The organism is Streptomyces sp. NPDC048361 (genome assembly GCF_040651795.1).
Taxonomy (GTDB): Bacteria; Actinomycetota; Actinomycetes; order Streptomycetales; family Streptomycetaceae; genus Streptomyces.
Map to the genome: position 1 here is coordinate 26,793 of NZ_JBEZKW010000031.1, position 16,752 is coordinate 43,544.

Below are 16,752 nucleotides of genomic sequence, written 5' to 3' on the forward strand. Positions count from 1 at the left end.
AAGGACGGCGGGCCGGACCGGCCTCGGGGTACGCGGGCCCGGCACCCTCATGCGGCGACCGCGGGCGGCGGCGCGCAGTCGGACACGATCTCGTCCATGGACAGGCCGAGGACCGAGGCGAGCGCCGCCACGGTGAAGAAGGCGGGGGTCGGGGCCCGGCCCGTCTCGATCTTGCGGAGGGTCTCGGCGGAGAGGCCGGCCGCGGCCGCGATCTCCGGCATGCTGCGGTCCCCACGGGCCGACCGCAGCAACCGGCCGAGCCGTTCGCCGCGTGCACGCTCTTCGGGGGTGAGTGGGGTGCGGACCATGCGCCGATTCTAGACCCGGTGCCACGGTGACACGGTGGCACTTGATGGCGCGGGGGCCGGAGGCCGGCCGCCACATCCTCAAGTGCCACCCCGGCGGCACTTGAGGATGCGCTGCCCGTCGCCCCATTGGACCGGCCCGCGTCCCAAGGCCGCTGCCCGCCCCAGGACTGGCCCCCATTAAAATACCGGTATAGTAATGGGCATGGTGAAGATCAAGAGTGACCGGCAGATGGATGCGATGCGCGAGGCGGGACGGGTGGTCGCCCAGGCCCTGGCCGCGGCGAAGGAGGCCGCCGAGGTCGGCGTCGGCCTCGGCGAACTCGACGCGGTGGCACGTCAGGTGCTGGAGAAGGCGGGTGCGACCTCGCCCTTCCTCGGCTACCGCCCCGAGTTCGCGCCCGTCCCGTTCCCCGCGACCGCGTGCATCTCCGTCAACGACGCGATCGTGCACGGCATCCCGGACGACTACCGGCTGTGCGACGGCGACCTGGTCAGTGTCGACTACGGTGCGCTACTCGACGGCTGGGCCGGGGACTCGGCGATCAGCTTCATCGTCGGCCGCCCGCGCCCCGAGGACGTACGCCTCGTCGACACGGCGTTCGAGGCGCTGGACGCCGGGATCGCCGCGGCCGTCGTGGGCAATCGCATCGGCGACATCGCGCACGCGATCGGCCGGGTCTGCCGCGGCGCCGGCTACGGCATCCCGGACGGCTTCGGCGGCCACGGCATCGGCCGGGACATGCACGAGGACCCGGGCGTGCCCAACGAGGGCCGGGCCGGCCGGGGCATGGTGCTGCGCCACGGGATGGTGCTCGCGATCGAGCCGATGGTGATCGCCGACGGAAGCGACGCCTACTACCCGGCGCCCGACGGCTGGACGCTGCGCACGGTGAGCGGCGCGAGGGCCGCCCATGCCGAGCACACGGTGGCCGTCACGGACGCCGGGCCCCGCGTCCTCACCTGCCTCTAGCGGGCCCGCCTGTCCTGTACAGGCCCGCCCGCCGAGCACCCGCCCATAGAGGGCCGCCCGCGTAGGCATCCAGCGGTGGCCCGGCGAAAACCCGCCCGCGACCTGGTCGGTGACGCTCCGTCAGTTGTTGGCCAGGAACCGCTGGGCCAGCGAGTCACCGAGGGCGACCGCGGCCCCGTGGTCCTCGATCGGCTCGGCCTGGGCGCCCTTGAACAGGATGTAGGTGACGTCGGACTCGGCGCCGCCCGAGCGCGGGCTGGGGTTGAGCCCGAGCGCCTTGGCGGTGGCGTACGACGCCTCGCCGATGGTGGAAGCGGGGCCGGTGTCACCGACCACGGCGTACGCGACCTTGTCACCGTGGATGACGGCGGCGACCCCGCCCCCCTCGATGCCGGCCGCGCCGTAGTCCCAGACGGGGCTCGGCTTGGGCACCACGACATACGGCAGCCGCTCCGCGTCGAGCGGCTTGTCGTCGCTCTGGTGGAATCGGGTGTCGGGCTGGAACCAGGGGTCGGTCTTCTTGTTGCAGACCCTGCCGCTGCGGCCGTCGCAGTCGACGTCCAGGTCCGCCTTCCAGAACACGGCCCCGTTCTTGCCGCACACCGGCACGGTGGCCGGGGCGTCGGCGTCCGTGCGGTACTTGCCGTGGGAGACCTGGTCGCAGTCCGTCACCTTGGCGAGGAGTTCGGCCGCACTGACCGAGCCTTCGGGCGCGGCCGCGGGAGCACCCGAGAGGGGGACGCCCGTGGCGGGGTCACCGGCGGCACGGGCACGGGTCCCGGCGCCGGGGGCCAGGGGGATGGAGGCGCCCTGCGCGGTGGCGGGAAGAGTCGTGGCGAGCAGGGCCGCGCCGGCGGCGGCGAGAGCGAGCGTTCTGGAGCGCACGTAAATAACCCTTCTGTCAGGAAAGGTGCTTTACCCGTTGTGCGCCCGCAGCGGACCCTGGTCATGACCGCCGCGGCCCCTGGTCATGACCGCGTCGGCCCCGCCGGCGCCACGCGGCCCGTGGCCCCTGGCGGTCGTGCCGGGGGCCACGGGCCTCATGTGCGTCTTTTCGGGGAGTTACTGCTTTCCACTCGGATGGACCACCAGGGCGGAGCCGCCGCCCCGCCGCACCTTCTCGGCGGCGGCGAGCCAGCGCCCGTCCGGCAGGCGCTGCACTCCGGTCGCCGCGCCGATCTCGGGATTGAGCGAGAACGAGTGGCCGAGCGCTTCCAGGCGGGCTCGCAGCGGGCTGTTGTAGAGGGCGGGTTCCAACTCGGTCCGGGCCGCGTTGCGCTGGCTGGCGCGCGGCGCCGCGATCGCGTCGACGAGCGGCATGCCGCGGTCGAGGTGGTTGACGAGCGTCTGGAGGACGGTGGTGATGATGGTCGCCCCGCCCGGCGAGCCGAGCGCGAGCACCGGCTTGTGCTGCCGGTCCAGCACGATCGTCGGAGAGATGGAGGAACGCGGCCGCTTGCCGGGGCCGGGCAGGTTCGGGTCGTGCACCGCCGGGCTGGCCGGCGCGAAGGAGAAGTCGGTCAGCTCGTTGTTGAGCAGGAAGCCCCGGCCGGGCACCGTCATGGCGCTGCCGCCGGTCTGCTCGATGGTCAGCGTGTACGCGACGACGTTGCCCCACTTGTCGGCGACGGTCAGGTGGGTGGTGTTGTCGCCCTCGTACGTGGTCGGGGCCGCGGTGCCCGAGGCGCCGCACGGCGCCGGGTGGCGCGGGTCGCCGGGCGCGAGGGGGCTGGTCAGGACCGCGTCGTCCTTGATCAGGCAGGCGCGCGAGTCGGCGAAGCGCTGCGAGAGCAGGCCCTTGGTGGGTACGTTCTCGAACGCCCCGTCGCCGACCCAGCGGCCCCGGTCCGCGAACGCGATGCGGCTCGCCTCGATGTAGTGGTGGAGGAACTGCACGTCCGACGCCTTCGACAGGTCGGTGCGCTCCAGGATGTTCAGCGCCTCACCGACCGTCGTGCCGCCGGAGCTGGAGGGCGCCATGCCGTACACGTCGAGCCCGCGGTAGTTCACCTCGGTGGGCGCCTGGTACTTGGCGCCGTAGGCCCGCAGGTCCCGCTCGGTGAGGTCGCCGCGGCGCACCGTGCGGGTCGAGGCGGGGTCGACGGGCGGATTGCGGACGGTGCGGACGATGTCCTTGCCGAGGTCGCCCCGGTAGACGGCGCCGACGCCCTTGCGGCCCAACTCCTCGTAGGTGCGCGCCAGATCGGGGTTCTTGAAGGTGGAACCGACCACGGGGAGCTGCCCGCCGGGCAGGAACAGCTTGGCGGTGTCGGGGAAGTCCGCGAAGCGGGCCTGGTTGTCCTTGGTCTGGGAGCGGAACGTGTCGTCGACGGTGAACCCGTCGCGCGCGAGCCGCTCCGCGGGCTTCAGGAGCGTGTTCAGGGACTTGCTTCCCCAGGCGTGCAGCGCCCGGTCCCAGGTGGCGGCGGTGCCGGGAGTGCCGACACTGAGCCCGCTGGTCACCGCGTCCGCGAAGGGCAACGGCTTGCCGTTCTCCAGGAAGAGCGAGGAGGTGGCCGACGCGGGGGCGGTCTCGCGTCCGTCGACGGTGTGCACGGAGCGGGACTTCGCGTCGTAGTAGACGAAGAAGCCGCCGCCGCCGATCCCCGACGAGTACGGCTCGGTGACGCCGAGCGCGGCGGCGGTGGCGACGGCCGCGTCCACCGCGTTGCCGCCGTTCTTGAGCACCTGGAGGCCGGCGGCGGACGCGTCGGCGTCCACGCTCGACACCGCTCCCCCGTAGCCGACCGCCTCGGGCACCTTGGGCGGCGTATGGCCGCCGGGCGGCGCGGCCGTCGTGGGCGGGGCCGCCGCGACCGAAGCCGCGATCGCGGCCACCGCGGCGAGGAGGGACAGGGTGCGGGCTGCGGGTCGACGCATGCATACCTCCCGTGGGCGAACGTCCGCGCAGCGTAGCGCCGGTGGCGCTCTCACGTCATGAGCACGCCGAACAGAACGTCGAACGGGGGCGCGAACTCCCGCTAGCATGCGCGCCCATGAATGACGACGTACGCAACATCGTCCTCGGCGTGGTGGCCGCGGGCATAAGCGCCGCCGTGGGCTGGCTGACCCGCACCTACCTCTGGAAGCGCAAGCTCCGCCGCAAGCAGGCGTTCTTCGGCCTGCCTGACCACTCCGAATGCCTCCTCGTCGTCAACCGCGAAGCCGGGCACCACAGCGCTGTGCACCGCTATGACGTCGTGGCCCTCCTCGAACTGTCCTCCCTCATCAAGGACTGCGGGGCCCACGCGCAGATCGTGCAGCACGATCTCGCACAGCAGGGCTTCGGGGAGCGCACCGAGTTCTGTGTGGGCGGCCCGTACTCGAATCGGCGTACGGCGGCGCACCTCACCTCGCTCCTTCCGGGCGTGCAGGTCAACCAGGACACCGAGCCGGGCCCCGACCGCGGTTCCTTCCGGATCGGCACGGAGCGCTACCGCATGGAGCACGGTGTCGCCGAGTACGTGGTCCTCGCCCGGATCAGCGTCGCCCAGGACGCGCGGCCCGTGTTCCTCTTCTGTGGACAGCGCGCGATCAACAACCAGGCCGCCACCCGCTATCTCGCCCGCAACGCCGGGAAACTCTCCCGCAAGTACGGCAGCGGATCGTTCTGCCTGCTCCTCAAGGTGGTCAACTCGCAGGCGTACGGCCCCGATGTGGTGGAGCTCGTCGCCGATGTGACGCGGGCCGCGCAGGAGCCCGCCCCCGCGGTCCGCACGTCGCACCGGGCGGCCGGTTGAGCTTTTCGTCTAACCCACCTTGAATTGGCTAACCCACCTTCAGTTCAAGCGACTTGATGCCGTTGATGAAGTTGGAGACGAGGCGGCGCGGCGGCCCCGCCAGTTCCGTGCCCGGCAGGACGCGCAGCGCCTCCTCGTGCAGCACCCGCAGTTGCAGCCGCGCGAAGTGCGCGCCGAGGCAGACGTGCGGGCCGTCGCCGAAGGAGACGTGCGGGTTCGGGGCGCGGGTCAGGTCCAGGCGGTCCGGGTCGCCGAAGACGCGTTCGTCACGGTTGGCGGAGGCGTGGAACACGACGACCTTGTCGCCGGCCGCGAGGGGCTGCCCGGCGAGCTCGGTGTCCCGCACGGCGGTGCGCCGGAAGCTCAGCACCGGCGGATGCCATCGCAGGAGCTCTTCGACGGCGATGTCCACCCCGATCTGACCACTCGTCAGCTTGGCTCGCTGGTCCGGGTGTTCGGCCAGCGCGAGCAGCCCTCCCGGTGCCGCGGCGCGTACGGTGTCGTTGCCCGCCACGGTCAGCAGGAAGAAGAACATCTCCAGCTCGGCGTCGGCGAGTTCGCCGTGGGCGAGCGAGGTCATGATGTCGTCGCCCGGCCGCTCACGCTTGTACGCGGCGAGGCCCTGGGCGTACGCGAACATCTCCGCGAGCATCGCCGGCGAGCGCGGGTTGACCGGCCGGCCGTCGGCGCCGACGACCCCGGGTTCGTCCGGGTCCTGGTAGGCGATGACGCGCTCGGTCCACTCCAGCAGGAGCCCCCGGTCACCCGGCGGCACGCCCAGCAGGTCGGTGAGGTTGAGCAGCGCGTAGTCGTCGGTGACGTCGGCGACCACATCGCACACGCCGTCCTCGGCGCCGTCGCGGGCCGCGGTCAGCAGGGCGCGGGCCCGTTCGCGGGCCAGCGCCTCGAAGCGCTCGATGCGGCCCGGTGTGAAGGCGCGGCTCACCAGGCGGCGCAGCCTGCCGTGGTCCTGGAGCGCGGGACCGGCGTCGCGGGAGCGGGGGCCTGGGCGGGGGTCCTGGTTGAGCATCATGCGGCGGATGAACGGCAGATCCGCCGGGTCGGGGTCGCGGATCTGGGTGGCGCCGAGCGCGGAGGAGTAGGTACCCGCGTCCTTGAGGACCCGTACGACGTCGGCGTGGCGGGTCACCGCCCAGAAGCCGGGGCCGGCCGGCCAGCCGAGCACTTCGGGCTCCGCCTGCCACGCGACGGGCCGGTGGTCGCGCAGTTCGCGGTAGGCGGCGTACGGCGGCCCCGCGGCGTACTGGCGGGGGTCGAAGATGTCGGGCGCGTCGGTCATCACGGGTGGCCTCGGACGGGGGCGGGCTCAGGGCCGGCCGGATCGGACAGGGCAGGCTCAGACATGGTCGGCCCGCAGGAAGTCCTCCACGGTGCGTATGAGGTCGAGTGGGGTCTCGTCCATGGCGTGGTGTCCGGCGTGGGGCAGTTCGACGAGCTGGCCCGCGGGGTACCAGCGCATCCACGTCCCGCGCAGGAAGGCCGCGTTGATCGCCGGGTCGAGGGCGCCGACCACCGCGAGCGCCGGCACCGGGGAGCCCTCGGTCTCCTCGTGGAAGTCCTCGCCCGCCCAGGAGTCGAGCCAGGCGCGGAACGCCTTGGGGTCGCTGCGCTCCACCGAGCGCCAGGTCATGCGGTCGAGCCAGGCGTCGGGGCGGTTGCCGCCGGTGGTGAGGTCGATGATGGCCCGGCGCTTGGCGGGCCGCTCGGCCGCCGCGGTGAACAGTGCGCGCGTCTCCTCATCCATGGGCATGCCGCTCGCCGGGACCGGTGATATGCCGACCATGCGGCGCACCCGGTCGGGGGCGGCGGCCAGGACGCGCTGGACGACGGCGCCGCCCATGGAGTGTCCGATCAGCGAGAAGCGGTGCCAGCCGAGCCGGTCGGCGAGCGCCAGTATGTCCTCGGCGCCCTCGCTGGTGGTGAACGCGCCGGGGGCGTCCCGTGCCTCGCCGTATCCGCGCAGGTCGACGAAGGCGTAGGTGAACTGGGCGGCGTCCAGGTCGGGCAGGACCGCCGCGTAGCCGGCGCGGTCGGCGAGCCAGCCGTGCACGGCGACGACGCGGTGCGGTCCGTCGCCGTGGAGGGTGTGGGGCAGCGTGAATCCGGCCATGGGTACTCCGATTCCGGACGGCGGTCGGCGGCGTACGGCTCGCGGTGGTGCCGTCGGTGTGCGAGACGTACGCGTACACGGTGGCGGTCGCCCTGCCGCGAGGCAAGAAGCCGGTCAGAACTGCCAGGGACTGCGTACGGGTTGCGCCGTGTGGTCGTCGACGGCCACCTCGGCGGGGGCCAAGCGCCCCACCTCCGCCAGGGCGTCGGCCGCGTCGAAGGCGAAGATCTGCTCCTCGAAGCAGAGCCCGTGCGCGCCGGTGGGCCGGCCGAGCACGGGCGCCAGGCGGCGGTACATGGAGCGGGGCCGGCTGATGTAGGGGAGCGCGGGCGAGCGCAGGTCGACGACGAGGAAGCGGCGCACCTTGGTTCCCGTTCGCAGGGCGATGGCGCTCACCGCGTTCACCTCGTCCCAGTCGATGCGCCCGGCGAGCCAGGTCGGCAGCCGCACGGTGAGGGTGTCGGTGTCCACCTCGATGCGCAGGGGGCGCAGAAGGTAGCCGACGAAGACGGCGGCGACCCCGAGCAGGACCACACCGGCGACGGCCATCACCGGGCCGGCGACGTCGCCGTTGGGGCCGTCGAAGACGGACGCGACCGCGAGCCACCAGAGCACGGCCACCCCGATCGCGGCGAGCGGGACCCAGATCAGGGGCCGCCGCAGCGGCAGGACGATCGGGCCGGCGGCGGGCTGTGTCGGACTGGCTGAATTCTCCACACGCAGAGCTTGGTCCGTCAGCGGCCCGCGCGCCAGAGTGTTACCCATGGGTTTACTGAATTGAAGTCAATGAGGTGGTCGCCGGTCCGGCGCCGGGTCAGGTCGTGCAGCCGACGGGGTCGAGCGCGTTCCCGGCGCCGGTGCCCCTGATCGTCACCCTCAAGTCCGCGCCGCGCGCCACCGCTCGCAGGGCCGTGCAGGCGATCTGCCGCCGGGCGACCACGGTGATCTTCGAGACGTCCTGGCCGAACACCACGGTGACCTCGCCCTCGCCCACGCCCATCTTCAACGGGCCCCGCAGCGGCGGGAGTTCGGAGCGGAGCCCCGCCGCCTTCTCGTTCGCGTCCGGGCCGGCGAAGAGCAGCGGGAGCGCCGGCCCCGGGCCGCCATCGCGCACCACCGGCATCAGGCCGTCCGGCCCGACGAAGTACAGCACGGTGCCCTGGTCGGGAGGCGGCACCGCCTGCGCGGACGCCGGGTCGCCCACCGCGATGACGTCGGTGGACTGGATGCCACAGCCCGCCGCGAGCAGCCCGGCGGGCAGCAGGGCGAACACGGCGAGGACGCGGGGCACGGCGGCCCTGACATGGGGCACGGCGGCCAGGACGCGGGGCGCGGCGGCCAGGAGGCGGGGCGCAGTGACCTTGAATCTCATCGGGCCGCCTCCGCGGGCGCGGCCGCGCCGAGCCCGGTGGGCAGCTCGACGGTGAAGACGGCGCCGCCCTCCGGCCCGTTCGCCGCGCCGACCGTGCCGCCGTGCAGCCGTACGTTCTCCCTGGTGATCGCGAGGCCGAGACCGCTGCCGGCCGAGCGGGTACGGGCCGCGTCCGCCTTGAAGAAGCGGTCGAAGATGTGCGGCAGGACGGCCGCGTCGATGCCGGGCCCGGCGTCGGCGACCTCGACGACCAGCGGGCCGTCGTCGCGGGCCGGGCGAAGTCGCACGGTCACCGGCTCCGAGCCGTGCCGCAGGGCGTTGCCGACGAGGTTGGCGATCACGATGTCGAAACGCCTGGGGTCGATCATCGCCCGTACGCCGTCCGGGAGTCGGGTGACGACACGGTCCTGCCAGTGCCGGCTCTGGAGGGTCTTGCGGATGGCCTCGGCGACGTCGACCTCGTCGGTGTTGAGCTCGGCGGCCTTGGCGTCGAAGCGGGAGATCTCCATGAGGTCCTCGACGAGGGTGGCGAGCTTGCCGGTTTCGGCCGAGATGAGCCGTACCGCGCGCGCCGTGTCGGGGTCGAGGCCGTCGGCGTCCTCGTCGAGTACCTCGGTGACGGCCAGCATGCCGGCGAGCGGGGTGCGCAGTTCGTGGCTGACGTCGGAGGCGAAGCGCCTGGCCCGTGCCTCGGCCTTCTGCAACTCCTCGACGGAGCGCTCCAGTTCCTTTGCCGATTCGTTGAACGTCCAGGCCAGATCGGCGAGTTCGTCCGATCCCTTCACCTCGATACGGGTGTCGAGGCGGCCCTTGCCCATGCTGCTCGCGGCCCGCCGCAGATCGCGCACGGGGCGCAGCACGCTGCGGGCGGCGAGCAGCGCGGGGACCACGGCGACGGCGAGCGCGGGCAGCGCGCCGTTCTTGGCCGCCGAGACCATGGCCTCGATGGTGATGCTCTCGGTCTTGAGGTCCATCACGGCGTAGAGGTAGATCCCGCTGCGCTGCTCGTCCATGGCGCCACGGTCGAACATCACGGGCATGCCGATGGTCAGATACGGGGTGCCGTCCTGGATCACACGCTGGAACGAGCCGTGCGCGTTGGCGTGGGTCTGGCGGCGCAGCGCGTCGGTGACGACGGTGGAGGTGGGCCGGCTGGTGGAGGAGGCGCGCAGTGTGCCGTACTCGGCGAAGACGAACCAGGGGTGCGGTTTGCCCGCCCGTGCCAGGGTGCGGCAGGCGTTCTGCAGCGCGGCGGTGGAGGTGGGCAGCGCGAAGTACTCGGTGGCTATCTGTTCGCGGAACTGCTCGACGGCCTGGTCCTGGGCCTGTTTGAGGATGGCCGAGCGGGCCGACTGGTAGGTGAGAGCGGCGGTGGTGACCGCGCTGACCGCGGCCACCAGGAGGAACGCCGCGATCAGCCGGGTGCGCAGGCCGGGGCGGAAGGCGCGGCGCAGCGGGAACCTCACAGCGGCCCGAAGCGGTAGCCGAAGCCGCGCACGGTCTGGATGTAGCGGGGGGCGCCGTCGCTGCCGCCGGTGTCGCCGAGCTTCTGGCGCAGCCTCCGTACACAGGCGTCGACGAGCCGGGCGTCGCCGTGGTAGCTGTGCTCCCACACCGATTCGAGGAGCTGCTGACGGCTGAAGACCTGCTCGGGCGAGGCGGCGAGGTGGAGCAAGAGCTTGAGTTCGGAGGGGGCGAGCGCCAGGCGCTCGCCGTTCTTGGCGGCGGTCAGGCCCGCCCGGTCCAGGGCGAGTTCGCCGTGGACCTCGGGTCCCGAGCGGGCGACGGGATCGGCGAGGCGGCGCAGGACCGCCCGGATACGGGCTTCGATGACTTCGGTGCGGGCGGGTTTGACGATGTAGTCGTCGGCGCCCGCCTCCAGTCCGATCACCACGTCGAAGTCGTCGCCGCGCGCGGTGAGCATGATGATCGGCAGCTGGCTGGTCTCGCGGATCTTGCGGCAGACCTGGACGCCGTTCATGCCGGGCAGCATCAGGTCGAGCAGCACGAGCTCGGGGTGGAAGGCCTTGAGTGAGGCGAGTCCGGCCTCGCCGGTCCCGGCGGCCCGCACCTCGTGGCCGCGCCGGCGCAGGCCGAGCTCGACCCCTTCGCGTACGGAGGGGTCGTCTTCTATGAGGAGCACGCGAGGCATAGGCGTCAGTATCCCAAGGGTCTGGATTGTCCCGTCACCGGGCTCGGTGCCGGCCGCCGGCGGGGCGCACCTTGTCGAGTACGGCGGTGAGGCCGAGCGGCCGGGCGAGCAGCGCGAGGACGATCACGAGCGCGACGGTTCCCGCGCCGGCCGCGGCGACACTGCCGAGCGGATCGGCGGTGCGCGCGGCCCCGTAACCGAGCGCCGCGGCGGGCCCACAGGCCACAAGGAGCCGCAGGTGGGCGCGGACGGCGGGCGAGCGCAGCAGCGGGCCGCCGCCGAGCCTGCGGTTGAGGGTGTACGCGGTGACCGTCAGGCCCGCGCAGAGCGCCACCGTGTACGCCCCGGCGATCCCGGTCACCGCCCAGCGCGCGGGCAGCGCGGCATGGGCGACGACGGTGAGCGCGGCGTTCACACCGGCGATGACGAGGTTGAGCAGGAAGGGGGTGCGGGTGTCGCCGAGCGCGTAGAAGCCGCGCGAGAGGACGTACTGTCCCGACAGGGCGATCAGGCCGGGTGCGAACGCCATGAGCATGCCCGCCATGACCGTGATCTCGCCGGAGCCGGTCCTTCCGTACGCGTAGACCGAGCCGAGGATCCAGGGCGCGAGCGCGAACAGGGCGCAGGCCGCGGGGACGATCACCGCAGCGCAGGTGCGCAGTCCGTACGACAGGTCGCGGCGCACCTGGGCGAGGTCGCCGTCGGCCGATGCGCGGCTCATCTTCGGCATGAGGGCGGTGATCAGGGAGACGGTGACGATGCCGTGCGGCACCATCCACAGCACATAGGCGTTGGTGTACGCGGTGTAGCCCGCTCCCTCGATGCCCTGGTGCGATGCCTCGGTCCCGGCGGTGGTGGAGAGCCGGGTCACCACCCAGTAGGCGAGCTGGTTGCAGACGACGAGCAGGACCGCCCAGCCCGCCGAGCGCAGCGGCCGGCCGAGCCCGTGGCCGCGCCAGTCGAACCGCGGGCGCCAGCGGAACCCGGCCGCGCTCAGCGACGGCACCAGGGCGAGGGCCTGGACGGCTATGCCCGCGGTGGTGCCCCAGCCGAGCAGCCGGGCGTCGCCCGCGCTCAGCGATCCTCCACTGCCCGCCGCGAGGGCCAGGTAGGACCCGAACACCCCGATGACCACGACGTTGTTGAGGACCGGCGTCCACATCATGGCACCGAACCTGCCGCGCGCGTTGAGGACTTGGCCGAACAGCGTGAAGAGGCCGTAGAAGAGGATCTGCGGCAGGCAGTAGCGGGCAAGGGCGATGGTGAGCTCGGCCTGGGCGCCGCTGTAGTCGGTGTATCCGTGGACGATCGCCGGGGCGGCGACGACGGCGAGCACCGTGACCACGACGAGCGCGCAGGCGCAGGCCGTCATGAGCCGGTCGGTGTAGGCCGCCCCGCCGTCGGCGTGCTCCTTGGCGGCCCGCACCAGCTCGGGCACGAAGACCGCGTTGAGGGTGCCCCCGATGAGCAGCATGTAGAGGATGTTGGGGACGTTGTTGGCGACGGCGTATCCGTCGCCGAGCAGCCCGATGCCGAGCGCGGCCGCGATCACCGCGGAGCGGATGAATCCGGTGGCGCGCGAGACGATGGAGCCCGCCGCCATCACGGCGCTGCTGCGCAGCAGTCCCGGGCTGCCGCTCTTCACGGGGGCGGCGGTCGCGGTCACCGGCGCGCCAGATACGCCTGGAAGGCGCGGTACAGCGCGTTGTTGGTGGTCCCGCCCGTGCATGTCTCCCACTCCCCCAGGGTCTCGACGACATGGCCGCCGGTGCCCAGTTTCCAGCGCAGCAGCCCGAAGGGGCGGTCGTGCGGATCGAGAGTGGAGGGTACCCCGCGCATGTCGTACACCTCGGCGCCGCCGGCGTGGGCGTCCTGGATCATCTGCCACTGCAACGCGTTGCTGGGGCGGACCTCGCGGCGGTGGTCGGCGGAGGCGCCGGTCTGGTACCAGGCCCGGCCGCCCACCGTGATCATGGTGTGCGCGGCGAGCACCTCGCCCTGGTGGACGGCGAGGTAGAGCCGCATGCGGCCGGGCTGTTCGGTGTTGAGCGCCACGTACTGGCGCTCGAAGTACGCGAGGGAGCGCCCGAGGCGAAATCCGTCCCGCTCCTCGGTGATCCTCAGCAGCCGGTAGAACTCGGCCAGGTACTCGGGGCCGGCGACGACGACCTCCACCCCGGCCCGGTCGGCGGCGCGCACGTTGCGCCGCCACTCCTGGTTGAGCCCGGCCCACAGCTGGTCGGTGGTGCGGCCGGCCAGGGGAAGGCGGAAGACGTGGCGGGGCTGTGCGTCGGCATCGCCGCCGTCGTCGCCGCCGCACCGTTTCCAGCCGCGGGTACGCAGCCGTTCGGCGACGGCGGAACCGAGCGGGTCCACCTCGCTGGCGAGGATGTCGCCGATCCGGCGGCCGGCTCCGGCGGCGGCCTTGAGGCGGGACGCCTCCCAGCGCCGGTAAGCGGGCATGGGTCCGATCCGCACCGCGAACGCGCCGGCCTTGCGCAGATGGCGCAGGAGCGGTCCGAGCCAGCGGTCGATGTCGGGGTCGGACCAGTCGGCGACGGGCCCTTCCGGCAGATAGGCGAAGTATTTCCGGGTGCCGGGGAATTGCCGGTAGAGAATCTGGGCCGCCCCGGTCAATGCGCCGCCGTCAAGGGACCATCCGACCCTTTCGCCGACCCATTGGTCCTTCACATCGGCCCACGAAGGACATTGCAGAAAGCTGACGTCGGCGCGGCCCGCGAGAAAAATTCGGTACTCGGCGGCGTCGAGGGCGCGGACCTCGGCGTCCTGGACTCGATCGCCGGTCACCAGCAGTGCGGACACGTCTGTGGCCTCCCAAGTGCGTCCCGGCGTCGGCCTCCGGGGATGCACAGGATGCTCACAGCGGTCCATGACGACTTCTCGCGTCGAATGTGACCGGACGATGACCGTTCTTGTGCGGTCCTTGTCACAGAGGAATCGCAGGGCTTTCCGCTGCGTCCTGCAACCTGAAGTCCGGCTGGTGACTCTCACCTATGGAAAACGCATGTGCAACGGAGGTCCTTCAGTTGAGCCGCACAACTCGCCACCCCTCCCCCTCCCGCCACTCGGTCTCCCGCCGCTCGGTCCGTATGGCCGCCCTCGCCGGAACGGCGGTTCTCGCCGCCGCCCTGACGGCGTGCGGGGGCGGCGGGTCCTCGTCGGGCGACGGAAAGAGCGATCTCAAGGCCGCGAAGAAGCCGGAGATCGTGGTGAATCTGACGGGTGATCAGGCCAAGCCCGGTGAGCCGGTGAAGGTCACGCTGGCCGACGGCACCCTGGGCAGCGTCACGGTCACCGACGCCAAGGGCTCCGCCCTCACCGGCAAGATAGCCGCGGACGGCAAGTCCTGGACCTCCGAGCGCTCCGCCGCTCCGGGCACCAAGTACACGGTCGAGGCCAAGGACGCCAAGGGCGCCACCGCGCAGGCCGCGTTCACGACGGCGGCCGCCGGCAAGGTCAACAAGGTGAGCATGGTGCCCGGCAAGGGCACGACGGTGGGCGTGGGCCAGCCGGTCTCGATCGTTTTCGACAACCCGGTCAAGAACCGGGCCGCGGTCGAGAAGCAGCTGAAGGTGACGACCTCGAACAACACCGAGGGCTCCTGGGGCTGGATGCAGGACTACTCGGGCAAGGACCGCGTCGACTGGCGCCCCAAGGACTACTGGAAGTCCGGCACCAAGGTGACCCTGGAAGCCGACCTCAACGGCGTCGACTCGGGTACGTCGGGCGGCTGGTTCGTGAAGGACTACAAGACCGACTTCACCATCGGCCAGAACCAGATCGTCGAGGCGGACCTCAGCGCGCACCGCCTCAAGCTCTACCGCGACGGCGCGTTGCTGAAGGACATCCCGATGTCGGCGGGCACCCCCGGCGGCGACAAGGCGTCCTGGCGCGGCAAGACGGTCCTGATGGCCAAGGAGGGCACGATCAACATGAACTCCGAGACCGTGGGCCTCGGCAGCTCCTACAACAAGATGGTCGACTACTCGATGCGGCTCACCTGGTCCGGGATGTACGCACATGCCGCGCCGTGGAACGCCGACTACTTCGGCTCCGTCAACCACAGTTCGGGCTGCATCGGCATGAGCGACGCGGACGCCAAGTACGTGTACGGGACGGTGCAGGTCGGCGACCCGTTCGAGATCACGGGCGACGGCTCCAAGGGCACCCAGGCCCTCAACAACGGCTATGGCGAGTGGAACCTGCCGTACGACGCGTGGAAGGCGAAGAGTGCCCTGACCGCCCCCGCGGCCGGCTGACCCGGCATCCGCGAACCGGGCCCGCCGATCGGCACGGGGCGGGTCTTCGGGAGCCGGCCCGCACCGCCGGGCTCTGCGGAGAGCGGCCCCCGTCGCGCCTTTTCGCGACGTGGGCCCGCTCCGCATCGAGCACAACCCGCTCGGCACACAGCTGACCTTCTCCTCGCCCGCGTCGGATCCGTCATCTCTGACGGTGCCGCTCCGCGAGAAGTGATCACCGGCTGCTGCCGGGCGGGCATGGCCCCTGAGCTGCTGCGCTCCCCCCGGGCCTCAAGGGCCCTGTAGGGGCCCCCTCGGCAGCAGCGTCCCTGGTTCGGCCGGTGCGACGTCCACGGCCTCCGTCTTGGGATTGCGCTTCTGTCTCCTGGCCATCCAGGTGGCGAACCAGGAAAGCAGCATGCACATCCCGATGTAGATCGGTGAGATCACCATCACCACGGGGATGAACGGCAAATCGTAGTCGAGATTCGACGCGATGAGCTTCCCCGCGTGGAGGAACTCCTCATAGGTGATCAGATAGCCGAGCGAGGTGTCCTTCAGGGCGACCACCAACTGGCTGATGATGGTCGGCAGCATGGCCCTGATCCCCTGGGGGACCAGCACGTACGTCATGACCTGTGCCTTGCGCATGCCGAGAGAGAATGCCGCCTCCTTCTGGCCGCGTTCCACGGAGTTGACGCCGGCCCTGAAGACCTCGGCCAGGACCGAGCCGTTGTAGAGCGTGAGACCGGCCACCAGAGCCGGCAGCGGCTGCACCTTCAGCGCCACGAAGATGAAGAAGATCATCACCAGGACGGGCATCGCGCGGAAGAACTCCACCAGCAGGGTCGCCAGCCAGCGCACCGGCCGGTGGTCGGAGAGCCGCCCGGTGGCGAGCACCGCACCGAGCGCGAGCGAGAGCACCGAGGCGAACGCGAAGGCCCGCAAGGTGTTGCCGAGCCCGCGGAGCAGCAGCTCCTGGATGCCCTTGTACTCGAACGGCGTCCATTTGGCGGAGGTGAACTGGTCGGTGTCGAACAGGAGATACAGGACCCAGCCGATCAGGGCGAGGATCAGGATCGTCGAGATGATCCCGTAGACCAGGTGCCGCTGCTGGGTCTTCGGCCCCGGGATGTCGTAGAGGGCGGTGGAATCCGTGGCCAGTGGCGCGGTCATCGGGCGACTCCCCAGCGCTTTTCGAGGATGGTGAAGACGGCGCTGATGAAGAGGGTGATGATCAGGTAGCCGACGGCGATCCAGACGAACGTCCAGATGATGTTGTAGCCGAGCTCGCTCAACGTCTTGTACGTGCCGAGGAGTTCGGTCACGCTGAACGCCCCCGCGATCGCGGAGTTCTTGGCGAGCGCGATCAGGGTGGAGCCGATCGGCGGGATCACCGAACGGAACGCCTGCGGCAGCACGACACCCGACAGGGTCTGGCCGAAGGTCATCCCGAGGCTTCTGGCCGCCTCGCCCTGGCCCTTGGGCACGGTGTTGATGCCGGAGCGCAACGCCTCGCAGATGAACGCGGAGGTGTAGCAGCCGAGCGCGATCACCGCGAAGAGCTGGAAGGGCAGCACCAGGCCGAACCGCGGCAGGCCGAGCAGTACGGCGAAGAAGAGCAGGGTGAGCGGCGTGTTGCGCAGCACGGCCACCCATACCGTGCCGAGCGCGCGGAACGAGCCGACCGGCGACACCCGGAAGGACGCCATGACGAAGCCGAGCACCAGCGCGAGGACCGAGGCGTAGACGGTCAGTTCGACGGTGCCGAGGAAGCCCTTGCCGTACAGCGAGAAGTTCTTGGTGAGTACGTCCATTGC

General features: G+C 71.5%; 16 protein-coding genes. 3 read left to right on the forward strand and 13 right to left on the reverse strand.

What is annotated here, in order from left to right:
* Positions 1 to 47 precede the first annotated feature (47 nt).
* Positions 48 to 308: a helix-turn-helix transcriptional regulator gene (locus AB0D31_RS19190; RefSeq protein ID WP_267057243.1), complete on the reverse strand. Its 261-nt coding sequence runs from the start codon at positions 306 to 308 to the stop codon at positions 48 to 50.
* Positions 309 to 510: 202 nt separating this feature from the next.
* On the opposite strand from AB0D31_RS19190, the gene map reads away from it, so the two are divergent.
* On the forward strand, positions 511 to 1,278 hold the full coding sequence (gene map / locus AB0D31_RS19195; RefSeq protein WP_362724229.1) for a type I methionyl aminopeptidase: 768 nt from the start codon (positions 511 to 513) through the stop codon (positions 1,276 to 1,278).
* 120 nt (positions 1,279 to 1,398) lie between these two features.
* On the opposite strand, the gene AB0D31_RS19200 is transcribed toward map, so the two are convergent.
* Together AB0D31_RS19200 and ggt are read right to left on the reverse strand one after the other, a co-directional pair.
* Positions 1,399 to 2,163, reverse strand: coding sequence for a glycoside hydrolase family 75 protein (locus tag AB0D31_RS19200; protein ID WP_362724231.1), 765 nt, complete (start codon positions 2,161 to 2,163; stop codon positions 1,399 to 1,401).
* Positions 2,164 to 2,340: 177 nt separating this feature from the next.
* On the reverse strand, positions 2,341 to 4,158 hold the full coding sequence (gene ggt, locus AB0D31_RS19205) for a gamma-glutamyltransferase (RefSeq protein WP_362724234.1): 1,818 nt from the start codon (positions 4,156 to 4,158) through the stop codon (positions 2,341 to 2,343).
* 116 nt (positions 4,159 to 4,274) lie between these two features.
* Between ggt and AB0D31_RS19210 the strand changes: the two genes are divergently transcribed.
* Entirely contained in the window at positions 4,275 to 5,018 is a 744-nt protein-coding gene (locus tag AB0D31_RS19210; protein WP_362724237.1) for a hypothetical protein, read from the forward strand.
* A 28-nt stretch (positions 5,019 to 5,046) separates the two neighbouring features.
* Here the strand turns inward: AB0D31_RS19210 and AB0D31_RS19215 are convergent, their stop codons facing one another.
* The 8 genes from AB0D31_RS19215 to AB0D31_RS19250 form a co-directional block, all read right to left on the reverse strand.
* On the reverse strand, positions 5,047 to 6,318 hold the full coding sequence (locus AB0D31_RS19215) for a cytochrome P450 (RefSeq protein WP_362724240.1): 1,272 nt from the start codon (positions 6,316 to 6,318) through the stop codon (positions 5,047 to 5,049).
* A gap of 57 nt (positions 6,319 to 6,375) precedes the next feature.
* A complete protein-coding gene (locus tag AB0D31_RS19220) occupies positions 6,376 to 7,149 on the reverse strand; it encodes an alpha/beta hydrolase (RefSeq protein WP_362724243.1) in 774 nt (257 codons plus the stop codon).
* Between the two features lie 114 nt (positions 7,150 to 7,263).
* Positions 7,264 to 7,866, reverse strand: a complete 603-nt coding sequence (locus tag AB0D31_RS19225; RefSeq protein WP_362724245.1) for a hypothetical protein — start codon at positions 7,864 to 7,866, stop codon at positions 7,264 to 7,266.
* 97 nt (positions 7,867 to 7,963) lie between these two features.
* Positions 7,964 to 8,521: a hypothetical protein gene (locus tag AB0D31_RS19230; protein ID WP_362724248.1), complete on the reverse strand. Its 558-nt coding sequence runs from the start codon at positions 8,519 to 8,521 to the stop codon at positions 7,964 to 7,966.
* Positions 8,518 to 9,987 carry a HAMP domain-containing sensor histidine kinase gene (locus AB0D31_RS19235; protein ID WP_362724251.1) on the reverse strand — a complete coding sequence of 490 codons (1,470 nt, stop codon included), beginning with the start codon at positions 9,985 to 9,987 and terminating at the stop codon, positions 8,518 to 8,520. The genes AB0D31_RS19230 and AB0D31_RS19235 overlap by 4 nt, the downstream gene beginning before the upstream one ends.
* The gene (locus AB0D31_RS19240; RefSeq protein ID WP_362724254.1) at positions 9,984 to 10,673 is read right to left on the reverse strand and encodes a response regulator transcription factor; all 690 of its coding nucleotides are present in this window, start codon (positions 10,671 to 10,673) and stop codon (positions 9,984 to 9,986) included. Before AB0D31_RS19240 ends, AB0D31_RS19235 begins: the two co-directional genes overlap by 4 nt.
* Positions 10,674 to 10,707: 34 nt before the next feature.
* The gene (gene murJ, locus AB0D31_RS19245) at positions 10,708 to 12,402 is read right to left on the reverse strand and encodes a murein biosynthesis integral membrane protein MurJ (RefSeq protein ID WP_362724257.1); all 1,695 of its coding nucleotides are present in this window, start codon (positions 12,400 to 12,402) and stop codon (positions 10,708 to 10,710) included.
* A complete protein-coding gene (locus tag AB0D31_RS19250; protein ID WP_362724260.1) occupies positions 12,336 to 13,496 on the reverse strand; it encodes a peptidoglycan bridge formation glycyltransferase FemA/FemB family protein in 1,161 nt (386 codons plus the stop codon). Before AB0D31_RS19250 ends, murJ begins: the two co-directional genes overlap by 67 nt.
* Positions 13,497 to 13,783: 287 nt before the next feature.
* On the opposite strand from AB0D31_RS19250, the gene AB0D31_RS19255 reads away from it, so the two are divergent.
* Positions 13,784 to 14,953 carry an Ig-like domain-containing protein gene (locus AB0D31_RS19255; RefSeq protein WP_362724380.1) on the forward strand — a complete coding sequence of 390 codons (1,170 nt, stop codon included), beginning with the start codon at positions 13,784 to 13,786 and terminating at the stop codon, positions 14,951 to 14,953.
* Between the two features lie 270 nt (positions 14,954 to 15,223).
* On the opposite strand, the gene AB0D31_RS19260 is transcribed toward AB0D31_RS19255, so the two are convergent.
* Together AB0D31_RS19260 and AB0D31_RS19265 are read right to left on the reverse strand one after the other, a co-directional pair.
* On the reverse strand, positions 15,224 to 16,108 hold the full coding sequence (locus tag AB0D31_RS19260) for an amino acid ABC transporter permease (RefSeq protein ID WP_362724263.1): 885 nt from the start codon (positions 16,106 to 16,108) through the stop codon (positions 15,224 to 15,226).
* Complete coding sequence (locus AB0D31_RS19265; RefSeq protein WP_362724265.1) at positions 16,105 to 16,749, reverse strand: amino acid ABC transporter permease; 645 nt, start codon at positions 16,747 to 16,749, stop codon at positions 16,105 to 16,107. The genes AB0D31_RS19260 and AB0D31_RS19265 overlap by 4 nt, the downstream gene beginning before the upstream one ends.
* Positions 16,750 to 16,752: the final 3 nt, after the last annotated feature.

Coding starts and splice junctions, on each gene's coding strand:
- AB0D31_RS19190 (WP_267057243.1), bottom strand. CDS start 308: ATGGTCCGCACCCCACTCACCCCCGAAGAGCGTGCACGCGGCGAACGG.
- map (WP_362724229.1), top strand. CDS start 511: ATGGTGAAGATCAAGAGTGACCGGCAGATGGATGCGATGCGCGAGGCG.
- ggt (WP_362724234.1), bottom strand. CDS start 4,158: ATGCGTCGACCCGCAGCCCGCACCCTGTCCCTCCTCGCCGCGGTGGCC.
- AB0D31_RS19210 (WP_362724237.1), top strand. CDS start 4,275: ATGAATGACGACGTACGCAACATCGTCCTCGGCGTGGTGGCCGCGGGC.
- AB0D31_RS19215 (WP_362724240.1), bottom strand. CDS start 6,318: ATGACCGACGCGCCCGACATCTTCGACCCCCGCCAGTACGCCGCGGGG.
- AB0D31_RS19220 (WP_362724243.1), bottom strand. CDS start 7,149: ATGGCCGGATTCACGCTGCCCCACACCCTCCACGGCGACGGACCGCAC.
- AB0D31_RS19230 (WP_362724248.1), bottom strand. CDS start 8,521: ATGAGATTCAAGGTCACTGCGCCCCGCCTCCTGGCCGCCGCGCCCCGC.
- AB0D31_RS19240 (WP_362724254.1), bottom strand. CDS start 10,673: ATGCCTCGCGTGCTCCTCATAGAAGACGACCCCTCCGTACGCGAAGGG.
- murJ (WP_362724257.1), bottom strand. CDS start 12,402: ATGCACGGGCGGGACCACCAACAACGCGCTGTACCGCGCCTTCCAGGC.
- AB0D31_RS19255 (WP_362724380.1), top strand. CDS start 13,784: ATGGCCGCCCTCGCCGGAACGGCGGTTCTCGCCGCCGCCCTGACGGCG.
- AB0D31_RS19260 (WP_362724263.1), bottom strand. CDS start 16,108: ATGACCGCGCCACTGGCCACGGATTCCACCGCCCTCTACGACATCCCG.
- AB0D31_RS19265 (WP_362724265.1), bottom strand. CDS start 16,749: ATGGACGTACTCACCAAGAACTTCTCGCTGTACGGCAAGGGCTTCCTC.